Here is an 18,601-nt window from a genome sequence, read left to right as displayed (position 1 = left end):
GTCGGTTTTCGTTAGGAGATTGATGCGTTTCTCATCGTTCCGAAACGAAAACGCAAAGGATTCAAAATGGTTGGAGCAGTTTCAGGCAGCTCGGCTCTCTCGACATTGACCACGACAACAGGCACCGGCAGCAGCGCGGCGCAGATCGCGTCGCTGGAATCTCAGCTTCAGGCGAAGCAGACCGAACTGGAGGACGCCAAGACCGACGAGGACAAGGCGGAGATCAACGAGGAAATCGCCCAGTTGCAGGCCAAGCTGAACGCGCTGGAGGCCAGCGAAGCCCGCAAGGCGCAAGCACAGCAGCAGGCTGCAGCAAACGGCCAGAGCGGCCAGCAGGAACCGGCTTCGCTGGTTGGCACCCGCAATTTCGAGGATGGTGAAGAGTTCGGGAACCGCGAAATCTGGGTCTGAGCGTCGCATAGTTCTATAAGGGCAGATGACAAGCTCGACCGCATATCAGTGAGCGATCCGGCCACCTCTGGCAATGATTGCCGGAGCCCGGCATCGCTCGTACCGCCCCAACATTGAGGGCCCTCAGAAACAAATCGACACGCACCCGACAAACGCCAGACATGTGGCGGCTGTAGATGGTCTGATCGGCCGTCATTCCGCGAATGACGGATGACCGGCCGGCAAACCTAAATGAAGTATCGGGAAATTTTCGTCTCCACCCTTGAAATTCCGGATGTGACATCCAAGCCGTGGCACTTGGGAAACACCAATCCTGGGGATGTTCGTTTTGAACCCCCATCTTTGCATTGTCCCCTCGCATGCGGCGCATAAAGTGTTAAAGACGAAAAAAGTGAATCGTTTGTTACCGGCGCGTGACGGTGCCGGATGGGGACCCAGATGAAAATTGTTAAAGCGCTCCTTCCCTTGAGCCTGCTTCTTCTTTCCGGCTGTGTTGTCGGCCCCGATTATCAGTCGCCGGACGCAGCACTGCCGGCCAAATTTTCGGCGGGCGACAAGGCAGCATCCAACGATGTGACGCTGAACCCCTGGTGGGAAGCCTTCCGCGACAAGAAGCTGAACGGCCTCGTCGCCCAGGGCATGGATGAAAACCTTGATGTCCAGCAGTCGATTGAGCGCATCATGGAGGCTCGCGCCAACGTGATCACCGCCGCAGCTGGTGGCTTGCCGGAGATCAATGCCGGCGGTTCAGCAACTGCACAGGGTCAGGACGGCTCGTACCTTCGCAACAATACCGGGCGAGACCATACCGAAACCAAGACGCTCGCCGCCGGCGGCGATGCATCCTGGCTGATCGACCTGTTCGGTCAGTATCGTCGCGCCAAGGAATCGGCCACCGCCTCGCTCGATGCAGCCTATGCCGACGTCAATGTCGCCCGTCTGGCCTATCTGTCGGATCTGACGACGTCTTACATCGAGGCACGATACAATCAGGAAGCCTATGCGCTGCAACTGCAGAGCCTGGCATCGCGGCGCGAGACCCTGAAGCTGACCAACGACATCAAGGCGGCCGGTGCAGCCTCCAGCCTCGACGTCGTGCAGGCCGAAGGTCTGGTCAACACGACCCTCGCCGAACTGCCCGGCTACCAGACCGGCTTCAACCAGGCGGCCAACCATATCGCCACCCTGCTCGGCCTGCCGGCAACGACAGTCACCGCGGGCCTTGGCCGCGGCGGCGCGCAGCCGACACCGCGCTACAACACCAAGATCGGCGTACCTGCCGATCTCATCCGGTTCCGCCCCGACATCCGCCGTGCTGAACGCCAGCTGGCTGCTGCAACGGCGGCAATCGGCGTGGCCGAGGCGCAACTCTATCCGAGCCTCAGCCTCTCCGGCACGATCGACGGTTCGCGGATCATCGCCTCTGCGGCCACCGGTGGTCTCGGCAGCTGGTCGTTCGGCCCGAGCCTGAACCTGCCGATCTTCAACGGCGGCCGCCTGAAGGCCAATGTCGACGTCGCCAAGTCCGGCGCGCAGCAGCAGTACCTCGCCTGGAAGCAGACCGTGCTGAATGCGGTCGAGGAAGTCGAGAACGCACTCGTCGCCCTCCGCAACAACTACCAGACGGTCGCCGCCCTGCGCAAAGTTGTCACGTCCTACGAACAGGCCCTCGGCCTTTCGCGTGAAAGCTACAAGGGCGGCGCCACTTCGCTGCTCGATGTACTGGATGCGGAACGCAACCTGGCCAACTCGCGCATCGCGCTGGCAGCCAGCATCCGCAACCTCTCCAACAACTACGTGGCTCTGAACGTCGCCATCGGCGGCGGCTCAAGCATTGGCGACACTCAGCCGGTCGTCGAAGTTGCCAAGAAATAACACATAGGCCCGTCAGCAGATGGCGGGTTTGCACAAGATAAAAAACGCGACAGGTTCAACCTGCCGCGTTTTTTTGTGCCCGGATTGGGCGTTGATAATCCAATGTGTGAAGGCTATCGGATAACGAGGGCCACAGGTTGCGCACCTATCGATACCCACCTGCCAGCCAACATCTGCAACAGTTGACTGCGGTTGGTTTCCGCCCGTCCGGCCATGCATACTGCAGCCGGTCTGCTGACACCCTAAACTGATTGTTTGACGACGTGGCACCCCACTCTCCGTCATACTCGCCCTTGTGGCGAGTATCCAGCGACCCGACGTCCGTCGGGTCAAAAGACTCTTTCAGCTCAAAGACTTGAGCTGGCTGGATCTCTGTGACAAGCACAGAGATGACGGAAGGAAGATCAAGCCTATGCAGCAGCGCAAAGCGGCAGACGAACGGTCTGGATCAGGCCGCCTTCGCGACGGTTGACGATGGTGATCGTGCCGCCATGGTTCTCGATGATCTCGCGGGAAATGGCGAGGCCAAGGCCCGCGCCGGGCACCAGCTGCCGACGCGCCTCGTCAACCCGGAAGAAGGGCTCGAACACGCGGTCGAGCAACTCCTGCGGAATGCCGGGGCCGCTATCACGGATGGTCAGAATGGCTTCCTCGCCTGTATTGGACAGAGAGACGCGAGCGCCGAGCCCATGCGTCGCGGCATTGATGACCAGATTACGCACCGCACGTTTCAACGCGAAGGGCGAACCCTTGACATCGGCGCGCAACACAGAGCCCTGCTCGACCGGCAGGTCAGTCTCGCGGATTTCGTCGGCGACGGATTTCAGGACCACATCCAGCGCCACCTTTTCGCGCGCTGCAGGGCTGACTTCCTCCCGGACCAGCCGGATGGCGCTGTCGGCGATATGATCGAGTTCGTCGAGATCCTTCAGCCAGGACTGCCGGTCCTCGCCGTCACCGACGAATTCCGCCCGCAGACGCATGCGTGTCATCGGCGTGCGCATGTCATGGCCGGCGGCCGCAATCATGCGCATGCGGCTCGAAACCGCTGCGTTGAGACGCGTCGCCAGCCGATTGATGGTCTTTGCCGTCGTGCGCACCTCCACCGGGCCGGTTTCCGGCAGCTCGGGAATGATGCCATCGGGCCGGATCTTGGCAATGGTCTCGTCGAGCAAACGCAACGGCCGCATCATGACATTGCTGACATAGGCGGAGATACCGGCCATGCCCACGGCGACCAGCGCCAGATAGAAGGCAAGCGGCAGATAGGGGAACGGCCCAGGGCCTGGAAAATCGAGGAAGGCCCAACGGCCATCATCGAGCCGCACGGCAATATCCTTGGCGTGCATGTTGAAACTTTTGAGGACGACGGAATCGGACTTGTAACCGAGGCGCCGCGCCTCCACCATCAGGCTGTCCGTCCGTTCCTGATCGATGCGATCCTTGCCGGGCTCAGGCCGAATCGGAATATTCATCGCCTCTGCCGCTGCAGGGTCCGCGCGCAGCAGCATGACGGCGAGTTCGGCCTTTTCCGCCAAAACTCGATCGAACATGGCTTCCGGCGGCTTGCGCACAAGCGTTGCCGTGACGAAGGCGGCGACCACGAGGACCAGCACGACGGAGATGACCAGGAGCGCGGTGAACCGGGTGCGCAGGGACCACATGGCTAATTGCTCCGTTCGACGGGAACGGCCAGCTGGTACCCCTTGTTGCGGACGGTCTTCAGCATGTTGAAGACACTGGCATCGCCCAGCTTGCGGCGAAGACGGCTGACGAGAATGTCGATCGAACGGTCGAAGGGATCGGCCGTGCGCCCCTGCGTCAGGTCCAGCAACGAATCGCGTGACAGGACGCGACCCGGACGCTGCAGGAAGACCATCAGCAATTCGAACTCGCCACCCGTCAGATCGACCGAACTGCCGTCCGGCGCGACGAGCGTCCGGCTTTCGATATCGGCGACATAATTGGCAAAGACATATTGGCGGCTGCCGGCAGGTTGTGGCTCGCTCTTGCCGCGCCGGAGGACGGCCCGGATGCGGGCGGCCAATTCGCGTGGATTGAACGGCTTGCCGAGATAATCATCGGCACCGAATTCGAGCCCGATGATCCGGTCGACATCTTCCTTCAACGCGGTCAGCAGGATGACCGACAGCTGCGGCATGCGACCGCGCAAGGCCCGGCACAGATCGAGCCCCGACCCATCTGGCAGCATGACATCAAGAACGAGCAGGTCGATCTTCAGTTCGGCGAGCTTTGCTTCGCATTCCCCTCGGCTTCCAGCCAGGCTGACGCGAAAGCCTTGCCCGTCGAGATACTTTCCGAGCAGGCGGCGAATTTCAGGGTCGTCATCGACGACCAGAATGTGCGGTGTTGTGTCCATGGTCCATTTATACCAGTACCGGGTCAAAACGCACGCAATCCACCGGCTCCCATCGCGCGTTTTCCGTGTCGAAACATTTCCTGATATTGGCCACTTACATTTCGTTACAAAAATGATGCCTGAATATTTCCGGAAGACACCGACACCCGGCAGGCAGTGGTAAAAGCCGCGGATTCCGTTCTCAATACAAACGGTGGACCGAATTGCCGCAGCAGGCGTTTTTTATCGCTTCGGCGGGTTGGCATCGCGGAGGAAAGCAGACATAAAAACATATGCCCATGTGTCGTTCTTCGATGCAATTTGGGTGCCTGTCACGATGTGGCAACGGCAAAACCTTCGCGGACCTCTGCGGTCCTTTTCAGGTGGAAAGATTTAGGGAACGGGCAGATAGAAACCGCAGCGACATTGCTTTTGATTCTGGTCCTTGCACCATTCGCAGGGAGCCTCGCTGCAATCTGTATTCCGACGCAAAAGGGCACTGCTGCCGCGTGGCTCGCAGGTTCGATCGCGCTGCTCTGCCTCGTCATCTCCGCCGGCCTCTACACCGTCATTTCGTCGGGCACGCCCCTTCGTTACGATGCGGCATGGCTGCCGGAACTCGGGCTCAACCTGACGCTGCGAATGGACGGATTCGCGTGGATGTTCGCGAGCCTGGTCGCAGCGATCGGCCTGCTCGTGGTGATCTACGCACGCTACTACATGTCGGCGAGCGACCCCGTGCCGCGCTTCTTCGCGCTGTTCCTCGCCTTCATGGGCGCCATGCTCGGCGTGGTTCTTTCCGGAAACCTCATACTGCTCGCCATCTTCTGGGAACTGACCAGCATTATCTCCTTCCTGCTGATCGGCTACTGGCATCACAATGCCAACGCCCGCGACGGCGCACGCATGGCGCTGACCGTCACCGGCACGGGCGGTCTGTGCATGTTTGTCGGCCTGATGCTGATCGGCCATATCGTCGGCAGCTATGATCTCGATGTAGTCCTCTCCTCCGGCAACGTGATCCGCGACCATCCGCTTTACACGACAGTGCTGATCCTGATCCTGCTTGGGGTGCTGACCAAGAGCGCGCAGTTTCCGTTTCATTTCTGGTTGCCGCATGCGATGGCGGCGCCGACGCCGGTTTCGGCCTATCTGCATTCGGCGACCCTGGTCAAAGCCGGCGTCTTTCTGCTGACCCGGCTCTGGCCGGTCATGGCCGGAACCGACGAATGGTTCTGGATTGTCGGCCTCGCAGGGCTGACCACCCTGTTACTCGGCGCCTATTTCGCGATCTTCCAGCAGGACCTGAAGGGGCTGCTGGCCTATTCGACCATCAGCCATCTCGGCCTGATCACAGTCCTGCTCAGCCTCGGTAGCCCGCTCGCGGCGGTCGCTGCGATCTTCCACACCATGAACCATGCGACCTTCAAGGCTTCGCTGTTCATGGCGGCGGGGATCATCGACCATGAAACCGGCACGCGCGACATGCGGCGATTAAGCGGTCTCTTCCGCTACATGCCGATCACCGCGACGCTCGCCATGGTCGCGAGTGCATCGATGGCGGGCGTGCCGCTGCTCAATGGCTTCCTGTCGAAGGAAATGTTCTTTGCCGAGGCGATCGAAACCCACAAATACAACATCCTGGACACGCTGACGCCCTATGTGGCGACCATCGCCAGCATGTTCGCGGTGACCTATTCGATCCGCTTCATCCACAGCGTCTTCTTCGGGCCGCCGCCGCAGGACCTGCCGAAGGTGCCGCACGAGCCGCCGCACTGGATGCTTGCGCCGATCTATTTCCTCGTCTTCTCCTGCCTTGTCGTCGGCGTCATCCCGGCGCTGACCATCGGCCCGTTCCTGCATACCGCCGTCCAGTCAGTGCTCGGCATTGCTACCCCGGTCTACAGTCTCGCCGTCTGGCACGGCTGGAACTTGCCACTGTTCATGAGCCTCATCGCACTTGTCTGCGGCGTCGGGTTATTCCTGGTGATGAAGCCCTATCTCACGACCAGCATCGAAGGCCCGCCCTTCTTCCGTCGCCTTGAAGGCCAGCGTATTTTCGAGCGGGTGCTGGTTACGCTTTCATGGAAATGGGCGCGATCGATCGAAATGCGCGCCGGCACCCGCCGCCTGCAGCCGCAGATGCGCATCCTGGTCGCCGTTGCTCTGGTTGCTGCCGCAGTCACGCTGCTGCTGCAAGGTTTCAAGCCGGCCGCTATCGCCTTCCGCAGCATCGATCCCGCCTTCGCGCTGATCTGGCTGATCGGCATGATCTGCGCCATCGGTGCCGCCTATCAGGCGAAATTCCACCGGCTGGCGGCACTCGTTCTGCTCGGCGGCGCGGGCCTGGTGACCTGCCTCACCTTCGTCTGGCTCTCCGCGCCGGACCTTGCGGCCACCCAGCTTCTCGTCGAAATCGTCACGACCGTGCTGATTTTGCTGGGCTTGCGGTGGCTGCCAAAGCGAATCGAAAATCCCGACGATCCGGAACTGATGACGATCTCCACGCGTCTGCGCCGCCTGCGCGACCTCGCGACCGCCGTCTTCGCCGGCATCGGCATGATGCTGATCTCCTACACGGTGATGACGCGCGAACTGCCGGAAACCATCTCCAGCTACTTCCTCGAGCGCGCCTATAGCGAGGGCGGCGGCACCAATGTCGTCAACGTCATCCTCGTCGACTTCCGTGGCTTCGACACGCTGGGCGAAATCGCAGTTCTCTGCATCGTCGCGCTGACCGTCTTCGCGCTGCTACTGCGCTTCCGCCCGGCCACCGAGAGCCTGGAAACACCGGAGCAGCAGCGCGTGCAGAACGCCTTCGACGACGATCATCCCGACCGCAAGAAGGGCGACAGTATCGCAGAGTACCTGTTGGTGCCTTCCGTCATCATGCGCTGGATGTTCCCGGTCATCGGCATGCTGGCCGCCTTCCTGTTCTTCCGCGGGCATGACCTGCCGGGTGGCGGCTTTGCGGCCGGTATCGCCATGTCGATCGCCTTCATCCTGCAATACATGGCGGGCGGCACCCGCTGGGTCGAGGAACGACTTCGGATCCATCCGCTGCGCTGGATGGCGATCGGGCTGCTGGTTGCCACCGCCACCGGCCTCGGCTCGTGGTTGTTCGGCTATCCATTCCTGACCTCGCACGCGCAGTATGCCTCCCTGCCGGTGCTGGGCAAAATACCGCTGGCCACCGCCATCCTGTTTGATCTCGGCGTATTTGCACTGGTCCTGGGAGCGACCGTCCTGATCCTGATCGCACTCGCGCACCAGTCCGTGCGCGCCCCCCGCGCCCAGATGCGGGCTGCGAAAATGGCCGCGAAGGAGAACGCCTGATGGAACTCGTGCTCTCGGCTGGTATTGGTGTCCTCACGGCTTCGGGTGTCTGGCTGCTCTTCCGGCCGCGTACCTATCAGGTCATCATCGGCCTGTCGCTGCTGTCCTATGCGGTCAACCTCTTCATCTTCGGCATGGGACGGCTACGGGTGAACGCGCCGCCGATCGTCGAGAAGGGTGGCGCCGGCGGTTTGCTGACCCATACCGATCCGATCCCGCAGGCGCTGGTTCTCACGGCAATCGTCATCGGCTTTGCCATGACGGCGCTCTTCCTCGTCGTGTTGCTCGCCTCGCGCGGCCTCACCGGCACCGACCATGTGGACGGAAGGGAGTAGCGACGGGATGAACTGGATTCAACATCTGATCATCCTGCCGATCCTGCTGCCGATAATCACCGCAGCTGGCCTGATACCTGTGGATGAGCGCAACCGGACACTGAAGGGCGTAATCGCCTTCGGATCGACCCTCGTGGTCTTCATCATCAGCGTGTTGCTCATGCGAGCAGCCGCGAATGCGCCCGTGGGCACGCCGGGCACCGGTGTCTATCTGCTTGGCAACTGGCCAGCGCCATTCGGCATCGTCCTGGTGCTGGATCGCCTGTCGGCGCTGATGCTGGTCTTGACCGCCGTGCTCATGATCGCGACGCAGATGTTTTCGATGGCGAAATGGCATCGCGCGGGCCATCATTTCCATTCGCTGCTCCAGTTGATGCTGGCCGGTGTCAACGGTGCCTTCCTGACCGGCGACCTGTTCAATCTTTTCGTCTTCTTCGAGATGATGCTTGCTGCCTCTTACGGGTTGCTGCTGCACGGTTCCGGCATGGTGCGCGTCAAGGCGGGGCTGCATTACATCGCGATCAACCTTGCGGCGTCCTCTCTGTTTTTGATCGGCGTCAGCCTGATCTACGGCGCGACCGGCACGCTGAACATGGCCGATCTGGGGCTGAGAATCACCACCGTCGGCCCCGAAAGCCGCATGCTGATGGAAGCAGGAGCAGCCATTCTCGGCATCGCCTTTCTCGTCAAGGCTGGCATGTGGCCGCTTGGCTTCTGGCTGCCGGCCACCTATTCGGCGGCGACCCCGCCGGTGGCCGCGATCTTCGCGATCCTGACCAAGGTCGGCGTCTACATTCTGTTGCGGCTTTCCATGCTGCTGTTCGGCGGCGACGCCGGCATCTCCGCCGGCTTCGGGCAATCCGTCCTTCTCTATGGCGGCCTGCTGACGATCGGTTTCGGCGCCATCGGCGTGCTGGCCTCTCAGGCCATGGGACGGCTTGCAGGCTATTGCGTGCTGGTGTCCTCCGGTACGCTGCTGGCGGCCATCGGACTGGGCAACGGCACCGTGATCGGCGGTGCGCTGTTCTATCTCGTCAGCTCGACGCTCACGACCTGCGCCTTTTTCCTCCTGATCGAACTGGTCGAGCGCGCCCGCGATGCCGGCGCCGACGTTCTGGCTGTCACGATGGAAGCCTATGGCGATATCGACGAGAACGAGGAGGAAAAGGAGATCGGCGTTGCCGTGCCCGGCACCATGGCGGTGCTTGGCCTCTGCTTCTGTACCTGCGCCATCCTGTTTTCCGGCCTGCCGCCGCTCTCCGGCTTTCTCGCAAAGTTTGCGATGCTGAACGGGCTGTTCAATCCCGGCGGACTTGGCGCAGAGGCTCCGATCTCGGGGGCGGAATGGACCTATGTCAGCCTGCTGATCCTCTCGGGGCTGGCGGCGATGATCGCGATGAACCGCGTCGGTATCCGCACCTTCTGGACGTCGATCGAAGGCACGATCCCGCGCGTCTACCTCATCGAGATCACGCCCGTTCTCCTGCTTCTGACAGCCTGCGTCCTCCTGAGCCTGCAGGCGGGTCCGGCCATGCGCTACATGGATGCGACGGCGAAAGCGCTTTCACAGCCACAGAACTATATCGGCCGGGTCATGTCGGCGCCGCGTGCCGGTGAGACGGGGGCGAACTGATGCGCTATTGGTTCCCCTACCCGCTTCTCTCCCTTGCGCTGCTCGTACTCTGGCTGCTGGTCAACCAGTCCTTTTCGCCGGGCCAGGTCATCCTGGGCAGCATCCTCGGCATCTCGTTCGCCTGGGTGACAGTGAACCTGCAGCCTGACAAGGCGAAGCTGAAAACTTTCAATCGCATCTTCACTCTGGCAGGACATGTTGCGGTCGATGTCCTGCGTTCCAATATCGCCGTGATGCGGGTCATCCTGCGCGCCCGGACACAGCCGGCAAACTCCGGCTTCGTCCGCATCGATATCGGTCTCAAGGATGAGAACGCGCTAGCGATCCTGGCCTGCATCCTGACCGCGACACCTGGCACCGCCTGGGTCGAGTTCGACCGTCAGACCGGCGTGCTCCTGTTACATGTCCTCGATCTCGAGAACGGTGACAACTGGGCCAAGCTGATCAAGACGCGCTATGAAGCCCCGCTGAAGGAGATCTTCGAATGAGCGAACTCTTCATCATCTGGTCGATTCTGGCCTCGCAAATCCTGCTGAGCCTCGCCATGGGCTGCGCACTGTTTCGCATGGTCCGTGGACCTCGGGCGCAGGATCGTATCCTCGGTCTCGATGCGCTTTACATCAATGCGATGCTGCTTCTGCTCACCTTCGGCATCCGCACGGCCAACACGATCTATTTCGAGGCAGCCCTGATCATCGCGCTGCTCGGTTTCGTGTCGTCGATCGCCTTTGCCAAGTTCCTGATGCGCGGCGAGGTAATCGAATGAGCCATCTGACCGATCTTCCGGCCTGGGCGGCCATTCCGGTTTGCATCCTTTTGCTTCTGGGTTCCGGCATCACACTGATCGGCTCTCTGGGCCTGATCCGGCTGAAGACCTTCTATGGACGCCTGCACGCCCCGACACTCGGCGCGAGCGCCGGCATCATCCTGATCTGCCTTGCCTCGATGATTACCTTTGCCGTGTTGCAGAACCGCTGGATCGTCCACGAGATCCTGATCATCGTCTTCGTTGTTGTGACGACGCCGGTGACACTGATGCTGCTCGGCCAATCCGCGCTTTATCGCGACCGGATCGAAGAAAACGACGGGGTACCGCGCAAGGCAGCGGGACAACAGACCGATACGACGGGGATGGATATCTGACGGACGTTATAGCCCGTCACGCCCGCGGAACCGACGCTGATAGGCGGCGTCATAGAGTGAGCTCTCGCGGAAATCGGTGGCGCCGAGTGTCCTGCCGACAAAGATAAGGGCCGTGCGTTCGATGGGTTCGGCCGCCACCTTGGCCTCGATATCGCCGAGCGTGCCGCGCACCACCCGCTCATCCGGCCAGGATGCCTTGACGACGATCGCGACCGGGCAATCGGCACCGTAGAGCGGCGTCAGATCCTCGACCACCTGACCGAGCGCATGGATCGCCAGATGGATCGCGAGCGTTGCGCCGGTCGCGCCGAAACCGACCAGCGTTTCGGCATTCGGCATCGGCGAGGCGCGGCCGGAAACCCGGGTCAGGACGAGGCTTTGGGCGACGGCGGGAATGGTCAGTTCGCGGCCGAGCGCCGACGCTGCGGCGGCAAAAGCGGGGACGCCCGGCGTCATCGTATAATCCAGCCCGTGCTTTTCCAGCCGCCGGATCTGTTCGGCGACGGCGCTCCAGACCGATAGATCGCCGGAATGCAGCCGGGCGACGTCCTCTCCGGCCTCAGCCGCCTTGACATATTCAGCCTCGATCTCGTCCAGCGACATTGGCGCGGTATCGACGATGCGGGCGCCTTCCGGACAATATTGAAGCAGTTCGGGAGACACGATCGAGCCGGCATAGAGGCAGACCGGGCAGCGCGCGATCAGGTCTCGGCCGCGAACGGTGATCAGGTCTGCGGCTCCGGGGCCAGCGCCGATGAAATGGACGGTCATGATCGTTCCTTCTAAAATTCCAATGTCACGGCTTGACCCATGACCATTGCGTCACCGGCATGGCCGGACGCCAGCCCGTCATGGCGCCAACCGGCGATGCCCGGGCGATATCGATCCGGGTGAGCGAGCCACCCAGCCGCAAATGATGGGCCAATAGCACGGCTTCCATCTCGGTGGTAACGGCATTGGCGACGAGCCGTCCGCCAGATGACAGCGCCGCGATCGCGGCATCCATGACGCCCGCCTCGCTGCCGCCCCCGCCGATGAAGATGACGTCGGGGCGGGGTAAGCCGGTGAGTGCGGCTGGTGCCGTCCCCTGAACAACTGTCAGGCCGGGAACGCCGAACTGCGCGGCATTACGCCCGATCCGCTCAGCCCGCTCCGGCGATCCTTCAATGGCAATGGCCCGCATGGCCGGATCGAGCAGCATCCATTCGATGCCGATCGAACCCGAACCAGCACCGATATCCCAGAGCAGTTCGCCACGCCGGGGGGCAAGCGCCGACAATGTCAGCGCCCGGATCTCGCGCTTGGTGATCTGGCCGTCATGCTCGAACAGGCTATCGTCCAGACCTGCGGCCAAAGGCAGAACACGGGCCGTTGCCTCGGCGACAACCTCGACGGCGCAGACATTCAGCGAATTCACTTGCGCCAGCGAAAACTCGGATGCGAGTTGCGACGTGACCCGCTCCTGCGGGCCGCCCAGCGCCTCAAGGACCATCAGTCGGGACTGGCCGAAGCCGCTCTCCGACAGAAGCGTGGCAAGTGCCGCCGGGCCGTTCTCATCCGACGTCAGCGCAAGAATGCGGCTGCCGGGCTGCAGATGGGGGCGGATCAGATCCAGAGGCCGTCCATGCAACGAGACGGTCACCGTATCCTGCAGCGCCCAGCCGAGGCGGGAAGCGGCGAGGCTGAACGAGGATGGTGCCGGAAGAACGCGCATTTCGGCACGGTCTATCCGCCGGGCGAGCGTGACGCCGACGCCGAAGAAGAAGGGGTCGCCTGACGCGAGCACCACGACCGGCGTTCCGCGCGCTGCAATGACCGCCTCGACCGACCGCTCGAACGGGCTCAGCCAAGCATGTTTCTCACCCTTGATCAGCGAGGCGGCAAGCTCCAGATGGCGGATGCCACCGAAGACGATCGAGGCCTCGGCAATGCAATGCTTGGCCTCATCACCGAGACTCGCTAAACCGTCTTCACCCAGGCCGATGATCGTCAGCCAGGGCGCGTTTCCGCCGGACGAAAAGGCCTGACCGTTACCCATGCGCAGACACCGTATCCTGATCCTTGGCGGCACCACGGAAGCGCGGCAACTGGCGGCCGCCCTGTCGCAGCGCGCGGATTGCAATCTGCTGCTGTCGCTGGCGGGCCGTACGGCCGAACCGATGGCCCAGCCGGTCCCGGTGCGCAGCGGTGGTTTCGGCGGCAGCGACGGTCTTGCCGCGTTCCTGACCGAGGAAAAATTCGATCTGCTGATCGATGCAACGCATCCCTTCGCCGCGCGAATTTCGCAAAATTCGGTGATCGCCGCGCGCGCGACTGGCATCGCCTTTTTCGCGCTCCGCCGCCCCGTCTGGCAGCAGCAATCCGGTGACCGCTGGACCCGCGTGTCCACGATTGCCGAAGCGGTGCCAGCGCTCGGCGCCGCGCCCCGCAGCGTGTTCCTTGCCATCGGCCGACAAGAAGCGTTCCATTTCAACAATGCCCCGCAGCATCGATACATCATCCGCAGCGTCGATCCCGTCGATCCGCCGCTGAATGTTCCCGATGCCAGCTACATTCTCGCCACCGGCCCTTTCGAGGAGCAAGCCGAGCGCGACCTTCTGGAGCGGAACAAGGTCGAGGTGATCGTCGCCAAGAACAGCGGCGGCGCCGCGACCTATGGCAAGATCGCGGCCGCGCGGCAGCTGGGCATCGAGGTGATCATGGTCGAGCGCCAGAAACCGGCCGAGATCAGCACGGCGCATACCGTCGAAGACGCGCTCGGCCTCGTCGATCACCTTTTCTCCCCTGAAATAAACCGTGGCGTATAGACCAGATCCGACTTGCCCGGACGGGCAACGATACGTGTTTCCGGCGAACCGATAATGACGCAGGTCGCCATGTCGGCCTTCTGCGCATCCGCTGTGCCGAGCGGCATGACGAGCATGCGCTCATCGGGACGACCGGCGGCGCGGCCGAAGATAACAGGCGTTTCGGCAGGAAGAACCGAACGCAAAAGCTCGAAGGCCTCCTCAAGCTGCCAGGGACGCGCTTTGCTGATCGGATTGTAGAGCGCGATCACCAGCCCGGCTTCCGCCACCAGCTTCAGGCGACGGGTGATGACATCCCAGGGCTTAAGATTATCCGACAGCGAAATGGCGCAGAAATCGTGACCAAGCGGCGCACCAATGCGGGCAGCGACCGCAAGCATGGCGGTGACGCCCGGCAGGATGACCAGATCAATGGAGCGCCATTCATCCGGTCCGTTGTCGATCGCCTCGCAGACGGCAGCCGCCATGGCAAAGACGCCGGGATCGCCACCGGAGACGACGCAGACATTGACGCCGCTTGCGGCACGAACGAGTGCCGCCTGTGCGCGGTCGAGTTCCTCGCGGTTGTCCGAGGCAATCCTGTTCTGGTCCGGCCGCAACGACAAGCGGTCAAGATAGGGGAAGTAGCCGAGGAAATCCGTCGATTTCGAAACGGCATCGGCCGCTTCCGGGGTCATCTGCTGGGGGCCGCCGGGTCCGGTGCCGATGACATAAAGCGTGCCGCTCATGGCCGTTCCTTCCAGCCCGGAACCAGAACCAGCGAGAAATAGGGCGCGATATCATCACCCTTTTCCGCCAGCGGGATCATCGCGGAATTCGCCATCGTGCCGCGCTCGACATAGACGGCGCGATCCAGCTTGCCGGAGGCCGCGAGCGCCCGACGGATCTTCGGCAGATTGCGGCCGACCTTCATGATCACGGCGGCTTCCGTATCGCCGAGACGGCGCACAAGCTGCGCCTCCGCCATCGTGCCGGGAAGCACGGAGAGCACGTCATCGCCCTGAACGATCGGCAGACCGGCCAGCGACCAGCAGCCGGACATGGCGGTGATGCCGGGGATGACCTCGGTCGGGAAGCGTCCCGCAAGCCGCACATGCAGGTGCATGTAGGAACCATAGAACATCGGATCGCCCTCGCTGAGGATGGCGACCGTCCGGCCGGCCTCCAGATGCGCGGCGACAGCGGCGGCGGACGCATCGTAGAAGCCGGTGATCTGGCTTTTGTAATCGTCGTGATCCTTGTCGATCTCGACGGTCACCGGATAATAGAGTGGCAACTCAATCAGACCCGGCTTCAGCAGACCATCGACCACAGCCCGACCGTTGCCGCGTCGGCCCTCCTTGGCGAAATAGGCGAGCACGTCGGCCTTTTCGAGCGCACGCACGGCCTTGACGGTCAGAAGCTCCGGATCACCGGGACCGGTGCCGACGCCGATCAGTTTTCCTTGCAATGCCGCGCTCAAAGACCCGGCCTCGCCAGCGAATTGACGGCGGCGGCGGTCATGGCGCTGCCGCCGAGACGGCCACGCACGATGGCATAGGGAACGCCATAGGAATTTTCGGCCAGCGCATCCTTGGACTCGGCCGCCCCGACGAAACCGACGGGCATGCCGATGATCGCCGCCGGTTTTGGCGCGCCGTCACGCAGCAATTCGAGCAGGAAGAACAAGGCTGTCGGCGCATTGCCAATGGCAACGACGGAGCCTGCCAGACGCTCGACCCACAGTTTCAGGGCCGCAGCCGAACGGGTATTGCCGACCGCACGGGCGATCTCGGCGGTCTGCGGATCGCGCAATGTGCAGATGACGTCATTGTCGGCCGGAAGGCGCGCACGGGTAATGCCGTGCGATACCATGTAGGCATCGCAGAAGATCGGCGCGCCGCCCTTCAAGGCCTGGCGGGCAGCACCGACGAAACCGGGCGAGAACTCGAAGAACCGCGCGGCATCCACCAGCCCGCAGGCATGCACCATGCGAACGGCGAGATCGGCTTCTTCCTCGGAAAAGCGGGACAGGTCTGCTTCGCTGCGAATGATGGCAAACGAACGCTCATAGATGGCGTCGCCATCCCGGATATAATCGTATTCAGGCATCTCTATCCCTGTTGAACCGCGGCCGTGATCACATCCGCTCCCAGCCGTGTAAGGCAGGAACGGGCCGATTCGCCAGCCCGCCTGCCTTCGCGCACCAGCCGGTCGAGCTGTCCGATCGCGTTTCTTATGTTGTTTTCTTCGATGTAGGCGTTTGGTGCGGCAGAGGCTGGGCCATTTACGACAAGCCCATAGCCTATTGGCGCAGCCGTGATCGTCAGCGGGGATACGGATGGCTTGGCGCAGCCCTTGGCGCAGCCCTTGGCGCAGCCGGACACATGCACGGTTATCGAACCATCCAGCAACGAGGGTGCCGCCTCGACCAGCATGCGGGCAGCGCCGCGCGTATCGATACGTGAGGAAGCGCAGGCACCGATCCCGGCACAGGCCGCGATATGGTTGCGCGGATCGCCCGGAAAGGCCCGGAGGCCATGCCCGAGTGCCAGCGCCTGAGCGGCTGCGATGCATTCACGACCAATACCCATCACCAGCACGCCATGGCCCGGAGCCAGCCGAATGTCGGTCGCGCCGAGAATGGCGATCGCCTGCAGAAAGGCCTTGAGATTATCGGCCTGGATCTGCCCGAAGGCGAGACCGACACCAAGCACAGTGCCGCGGTCGCCAAAATCGTGGACACCGACGAAACCGTGCGCGGGCAGATGTTGCACGGCCGTGCCGGAATCGAATGAAAAACGCCGGCGCAGCATGGCGACGTCGAGTTCCTTCGCCCGCGCGAACGGCCCGATGGCCGCAAGCATTTCGAGGATTTCGACAACCGAGGAAACGACCGCGTTGCCTTCGATCAAAGCGACCGGCCGGGCCGAGGATGCCGTTCCGGCCACGGAAAGCAGCCATCGAACGCGGCCATCGGCCTGAATGGCCTGAGCGCGAATATCGGCCGTGACAGCGCCCAGGTTCAGACGCCCGCCGCCATCGATGATGATGGAGAGTTTCGGCGCAAGTGACAGTGCAGGAACGTACGTCGCCAGCGAAGCCCTCACTGCATCGACAAGCGGTCGCGGATCGGCGATTTCGGACGGATCGAAACCGGCAAGAGGCGGGACCTCGATCGCCAGCCCATCGGCCGTTTCGATGCCGGCATCGGCGATCCGGCCGGCCAGCATCGGCACGGTCTCGCTCGTCAGCCCGCGAATCTGGAGATTGCCCCGTGCAGTGACTTCAAGGATGCCGTTACCGCAGGCCGCCGCCGCATCGGCGATATCGCCGAGTTCGTGCAGGCTGAGCCCCTCGCCCGCCGGGCGCAGACGCGCCAGCAGCCCATCACCCGTAATCATCGGCGCCGTCAGCGACGGACAGGCGCCACGGCGCATCGCCGCCAGATGCGCGGCACTGGTAAGGGTCTCGGCTGGTGCGATGCAGGTCGTCATTGCAGGCGATGTATCTCCGGTCCTCGGGATGCTGTCAGCGTCCTCCCGATATGGAGCACCCGCATGTCCCAAGCCTATCCTATAGCACCAGAAACCCGACCGCCATGTCCTGTTGCGAACAGGCCTGACGCGAAAGGCCGCACCGTTCGCTATTCCTCGAAGTCGCAACCCTTCTGCAGGAGATAGATATCCATGATCCAGCCATGGCGGGCGCGGGCTTCAGCCCGGGTTCGGAGGATGTCGTCTTTCACGTCCGCCAGTCGACCCGAGATGACGATCTCCTGGCTTGTCCCGAGATAGGCGCCCCAATAGATGCGCGCATCGGGATCCTCGATCGCCATGAAGGCCTGCTCGCCATCGAGCATCACGACAGCGGTTTCGACGCGGCCGGGAAAACTTTCCGCAAGACGCCGGCCGGTGGTGATCTCCACCGGCTTGCCGACGAGATTGAGCGGGATGCGGTGGCTGGCCGCTAGTGCCTGAACGCTGGTGATGCCGGGAATGACGGAATAGTCGAACACCACGTTATCCATCGCACGCACACGCTCGACGATGCGGATCGTGCTGTCATAGAGCATCGGGTCGCCCCAGACGAGGAAGGCGGCGGTTTGGCCCTCGGCCAGTTCCTCGGACAGCAGCCGCTCATAAGCCGAAGCGATCGCCGCATGCCATTCGTCGACGCTCTGGTGGTAAGAGCGATCCGCCGTCTTGCGCACGGGAATGTCGAACTCGACGGTACGGCTATCCGGCCGGGTAACGTAGAGCGACACGATGTTGCGCCGGATATCGGCAAGCTGCACCTTTTCGTCGCCCTTGCGGGGAATGAAAAGCACGTCGGCCCGGTTCAAGGCATTGATCGCCTGCACCGTCATGTGTTCGGGGTTTCCGGCACCTATGCCGACGATCAGAACGGTCTTCATGTCATGGCTTTCTCGGATAATCCTGCGTCTTTGGCCGATTGGCGCAGCCGATGCAAGAGCGGCTCGTTTCCGGCATGGCGCATTTGCAAACAGCGATGCCGCCAACCGGCATTTCGCACTAAACTGGAGCCACCAAGTATCCGGTTAAACACGATAAATATTTTTATGACTCAGCAAAGAAACCGTGGCAATAATCAGGGCTTTCCACTATGAGGTCGCAAAATTCATATACATACGCGCAGATTCCCGAAACGGGTGGCGCAAACGGCATGTTTCCCAGGTGACAGACCCCCAGGTAATGCGGCT

18 protein-coding genes are annotated in these 18,601 nt (G+C 62.3%); 9 read left to right on the top strand and 9 right to left on the bottom strand.

Going from position 1 to position 18,601, the window contains the following annotated elements:
- Positions 1-66 precede the first annotated feature (66 nt).
- Both ASG68_RS14565 and ASG68_RS14560 read left to right on the top strand, forming a co-directional pair.
- Complete coding sequence (locus tag ASG68_RS14565; protein WP_062583886.1) at positions 67-411, top strand: hypothetical protein; 345 nt, start codon at positions 67-69, stop codon at positions 409-411.
- Positions 412-849: 438 nt separating this feature from the next.
- On the top strand, positions 850-2,286 hold the full coding sequence (locus ASG68_RS14560) for an efflux transporter outer membrane subunit (RefSeq protein ID WP_082478440.1): 1,437 nt from the start codon (positions 850-852) through the stop codon (positions 2,284-2,286).
- A 410-nt stretch (positions 2,287-2,696) separates the two neighbouring features.
- Here the strand turns inward: ASG68_RS14560 and ASG68_RS14555 are convergent, their stop codons facing one another.
- Entirely contained in the window at positions 2,697-3,950 is a 1,254-nt protein-coding gene (locus ASG68_RS14555; protein WP_062583885.1) for an ATP-binding protein, read from the bottom strand.
- 2 nt (positions 3,951-3,952) lie between these two features.
- The gene (locus ASG68_RS14550; RefSeq protein ID WP_062584043.1) at positions 3,953-4,666 is read right to left on the bottom strand and encodes a response regulator; all 714 of its coding nucleotides are present in this window, start codon (positions 4,664-4,666) and stop codon (positions 3,953-3,955) included.
- A 405-nt stretch (positions 4,667-5,071) separates the two neighbouring features.
- Between ASG68_RS14550 and ASG68_RS14545 the strand changes: the two genes are divergently transcribed.
- The 6 genes from ASG68_RS14545 to mnhG are packed head-to-tail and all read left to right on the top strand — an operon-like array spanning position 5,072 to position 11,092.
- Positions 5,072-7,981 (top strand): monovalent cation/H+ antiporter subunit A, encoded by a 2,910-nt coding sequence (locus ASG68_RS14545; RefSeq protein ID WP_062583884.1) that lies wholly within the window; start codon positions 5,072-5,074, stop codon positions 7,979-7,981.
- Positions 7,981-8,316, top strand: a complete 336-nt coding sequence (locus ASG68_RS14540) for a Na+/H+ antiporter subunit C (RefSeq protein WP_062583883.1) — start codon at positions 7,981-7,983, stop codon at positions 8,314-8,316. The genes ASG68_RS14545 and ASG68_RS14540 overlap by 1 nt, the downstream gene beginning before the upstream one ends.
- Positions 8,297-9,949, top strand: a complete 1,653-nt coding sequence (locus tag ASG68_RS14535) for a monovalent cation/H+ antiporter subunit D (RefSeq protein WP_082478439.1) — start codon at positions 8,297-8,299, stop codon at positions 9,947-9,949. Before ASG68_RS14540 ends, ASG68_RS14535 begins: the two co-directional genes overlap by 20 nt.
- Positions 9,949-10,437 carry a Na+/H+ antiporter subunit E gene (locus tag ASG68_RS14530; RefSeq protein ID WP_062583881.1) on the top strand — a complete coding sequence of 163 codons (489 nt, stop codon included), beginning with the start codon at positions 9,949-9,951 and terminating at the stop codon, positions 10,435-10,437. The genes ASG68_RS14535 and ASG68_RS14530 overlap by 1 nt, the downstream gene beginning before the upstream one ends.
- Complete coding sequence (locus ASG68_RS14525; RefSeq protein ID WP_062583880.1) at positions 10,434-10,715, top strand: K+/H+ antiporter subunit F; 282 nt, start codon at positions 10,434-10,436, stop codon at positions 10,713-10,715. Before ASG68_RS14530 ends, ASG68_RS14525 begins: the two co-directional genes overlap by 4 nt.
- On the top strand, positions 10,712-11,092 hold the full coding sequence (gene mnhG / locus ASG68_RS14520; RefSeq protein ID WP_062583879.1) for a monovalent cation/H(+) antiporter subunit G: 381 nt from the start codon (positions 10,712-10,714) through the stop codon (positions 11,090-11,092). Before ASG68_RS14525 ends, mnhG begins: the two co-directional genes overlap by 4 nt.
- Before the next feature lie 6 nt (positions 11,093-11,098).
- On the opposite strand, the gene cobM is transcribed toward mnhG, so the two are convergent.
- Positions 11,099-11,863 (bottom strand): precorrin-4 C(11)-methyltransferase, encoded by a 765-nt coding sequence (gene cobM / locus ASG68_RS14515; RefSeq protein ID WP_062583878.1) that lies wholly within the window; start codon positions 11,861-11,863, stop codon positions 11,099-11,101.
- 25 nt (positions 11,864-11,888) lie between these two features.
- Positions 11,889-13,130, bottom strand: coding sequence for a bifunctional cobalt-precorrin-7 (C(5))-methyltransferase/cobalt-precorrin-6B (C(15))-methyltransferase (locus tag ASG68_RS14510; protein WP_062583877.1), 1,242 nt, complete (start codon positions 13,128-13,130; stop codon positions 11,889-11,891).
- Between ASG68_RS14510 and ASG68_RS14505 the strand changes: the two genes are divergently transcribed.
- A complete protein-coding gene (locus ASG68_RS14505) occupies positions 13,129-13,899 on the top strand; it encodes a cobalt-precorrin-6A reductase (protein WP_062583876.1) in 771 nt (256 codons plus the stop codon). The genes ASG68_RS14510 and ASG68_RS14505 overlap by 2 nt on opposite strands.
- Here ASG68_RS14505 and ASG68_RS14500 read toward each other — a convergent pair.
- From ASG68_RS14500 to cobF, 5 genes are all read right to left on the bottom strand, one after another.
- Complete coding sequence (locus ASG68_RS14500) at positions 13,863-14,627, bottom strand: precorrin-3B C(17)-methyltransferase (protein WP_062583875.1); 765 nt, start codon at positions 14,625-14,627, stop codon at positions 13,863-13,865. The two genes, ASG68_RS14505 and ASG68_RS14500, sit on opposite strands and share 37 nt — an antisense overlap.
- Complete coding sequence (locus ASG68_RS14495; protein WP_062583874.1) at positions 14,624-15,361, bottom strand: precorrin-2 C(20)-methyltransferase; 738 nt, start codon at positions 15,359-15,361, stop codon at positions 14,624-14,626. Before ASG68_RS14495 ends, ASG68_RS14500 begins: the two co-directional genes overlap by 4 nt.
- Positions 15,358-15,990, bottom strand: coding sequence for a precorrin-8X methylmutase (locus tag ASG68_RS14490; RefSeq protein WP_062583873.1), 633 nt, complete (start codon positions 15,988-15,990; stop codon positions 15,358-15,360). Before ASG68_RS14490 ends, ASG68_RS14495 begins: the two co-directional genes overlap by 4 nt.
- A 2-nt stretch (positions 15,991-15,992) precedes the next feature.
- The gene (cobG, locus tag ASG68_RS14485; protein ID WP_062583872.1) at positions 15,993-17,375 is read right to left on the bottom strand and encodes a precorrin-3B synthase; all 1,383 of its coding nucleotides are present in this window, start codon (positions 17,373-17,375) and stop codon (positions 15,993-15,995) included.
- 149 nt (positions 17,376-17,524) lie between these two features.
- Entirely contained in the window at positions 17,525-18,295 is a 771-nt protein-coding gene (gene cobF / locus ASG68_RS14480) for a precorrin-6A synthase (deacetylating) (protein WP_062583871.1), read from the bottom strand.
- Positions 18,296-18,601 lie beyond the last annotated feature (306 nt).

Source organism: Rhizobium sp. Leaf453 (genome assembly GCF_001425605.1).
In the GTDB taxonomy this organism is placed as follows: domain Bacteria; phylum Pseudomonadota; class Alphaproteobacteria; order Rhizobiales; family Rhizobiaceae; genus Pararhizobium.
This window is presented reverse-complemented; position numbering and strand designations above follow the sequence as displayed.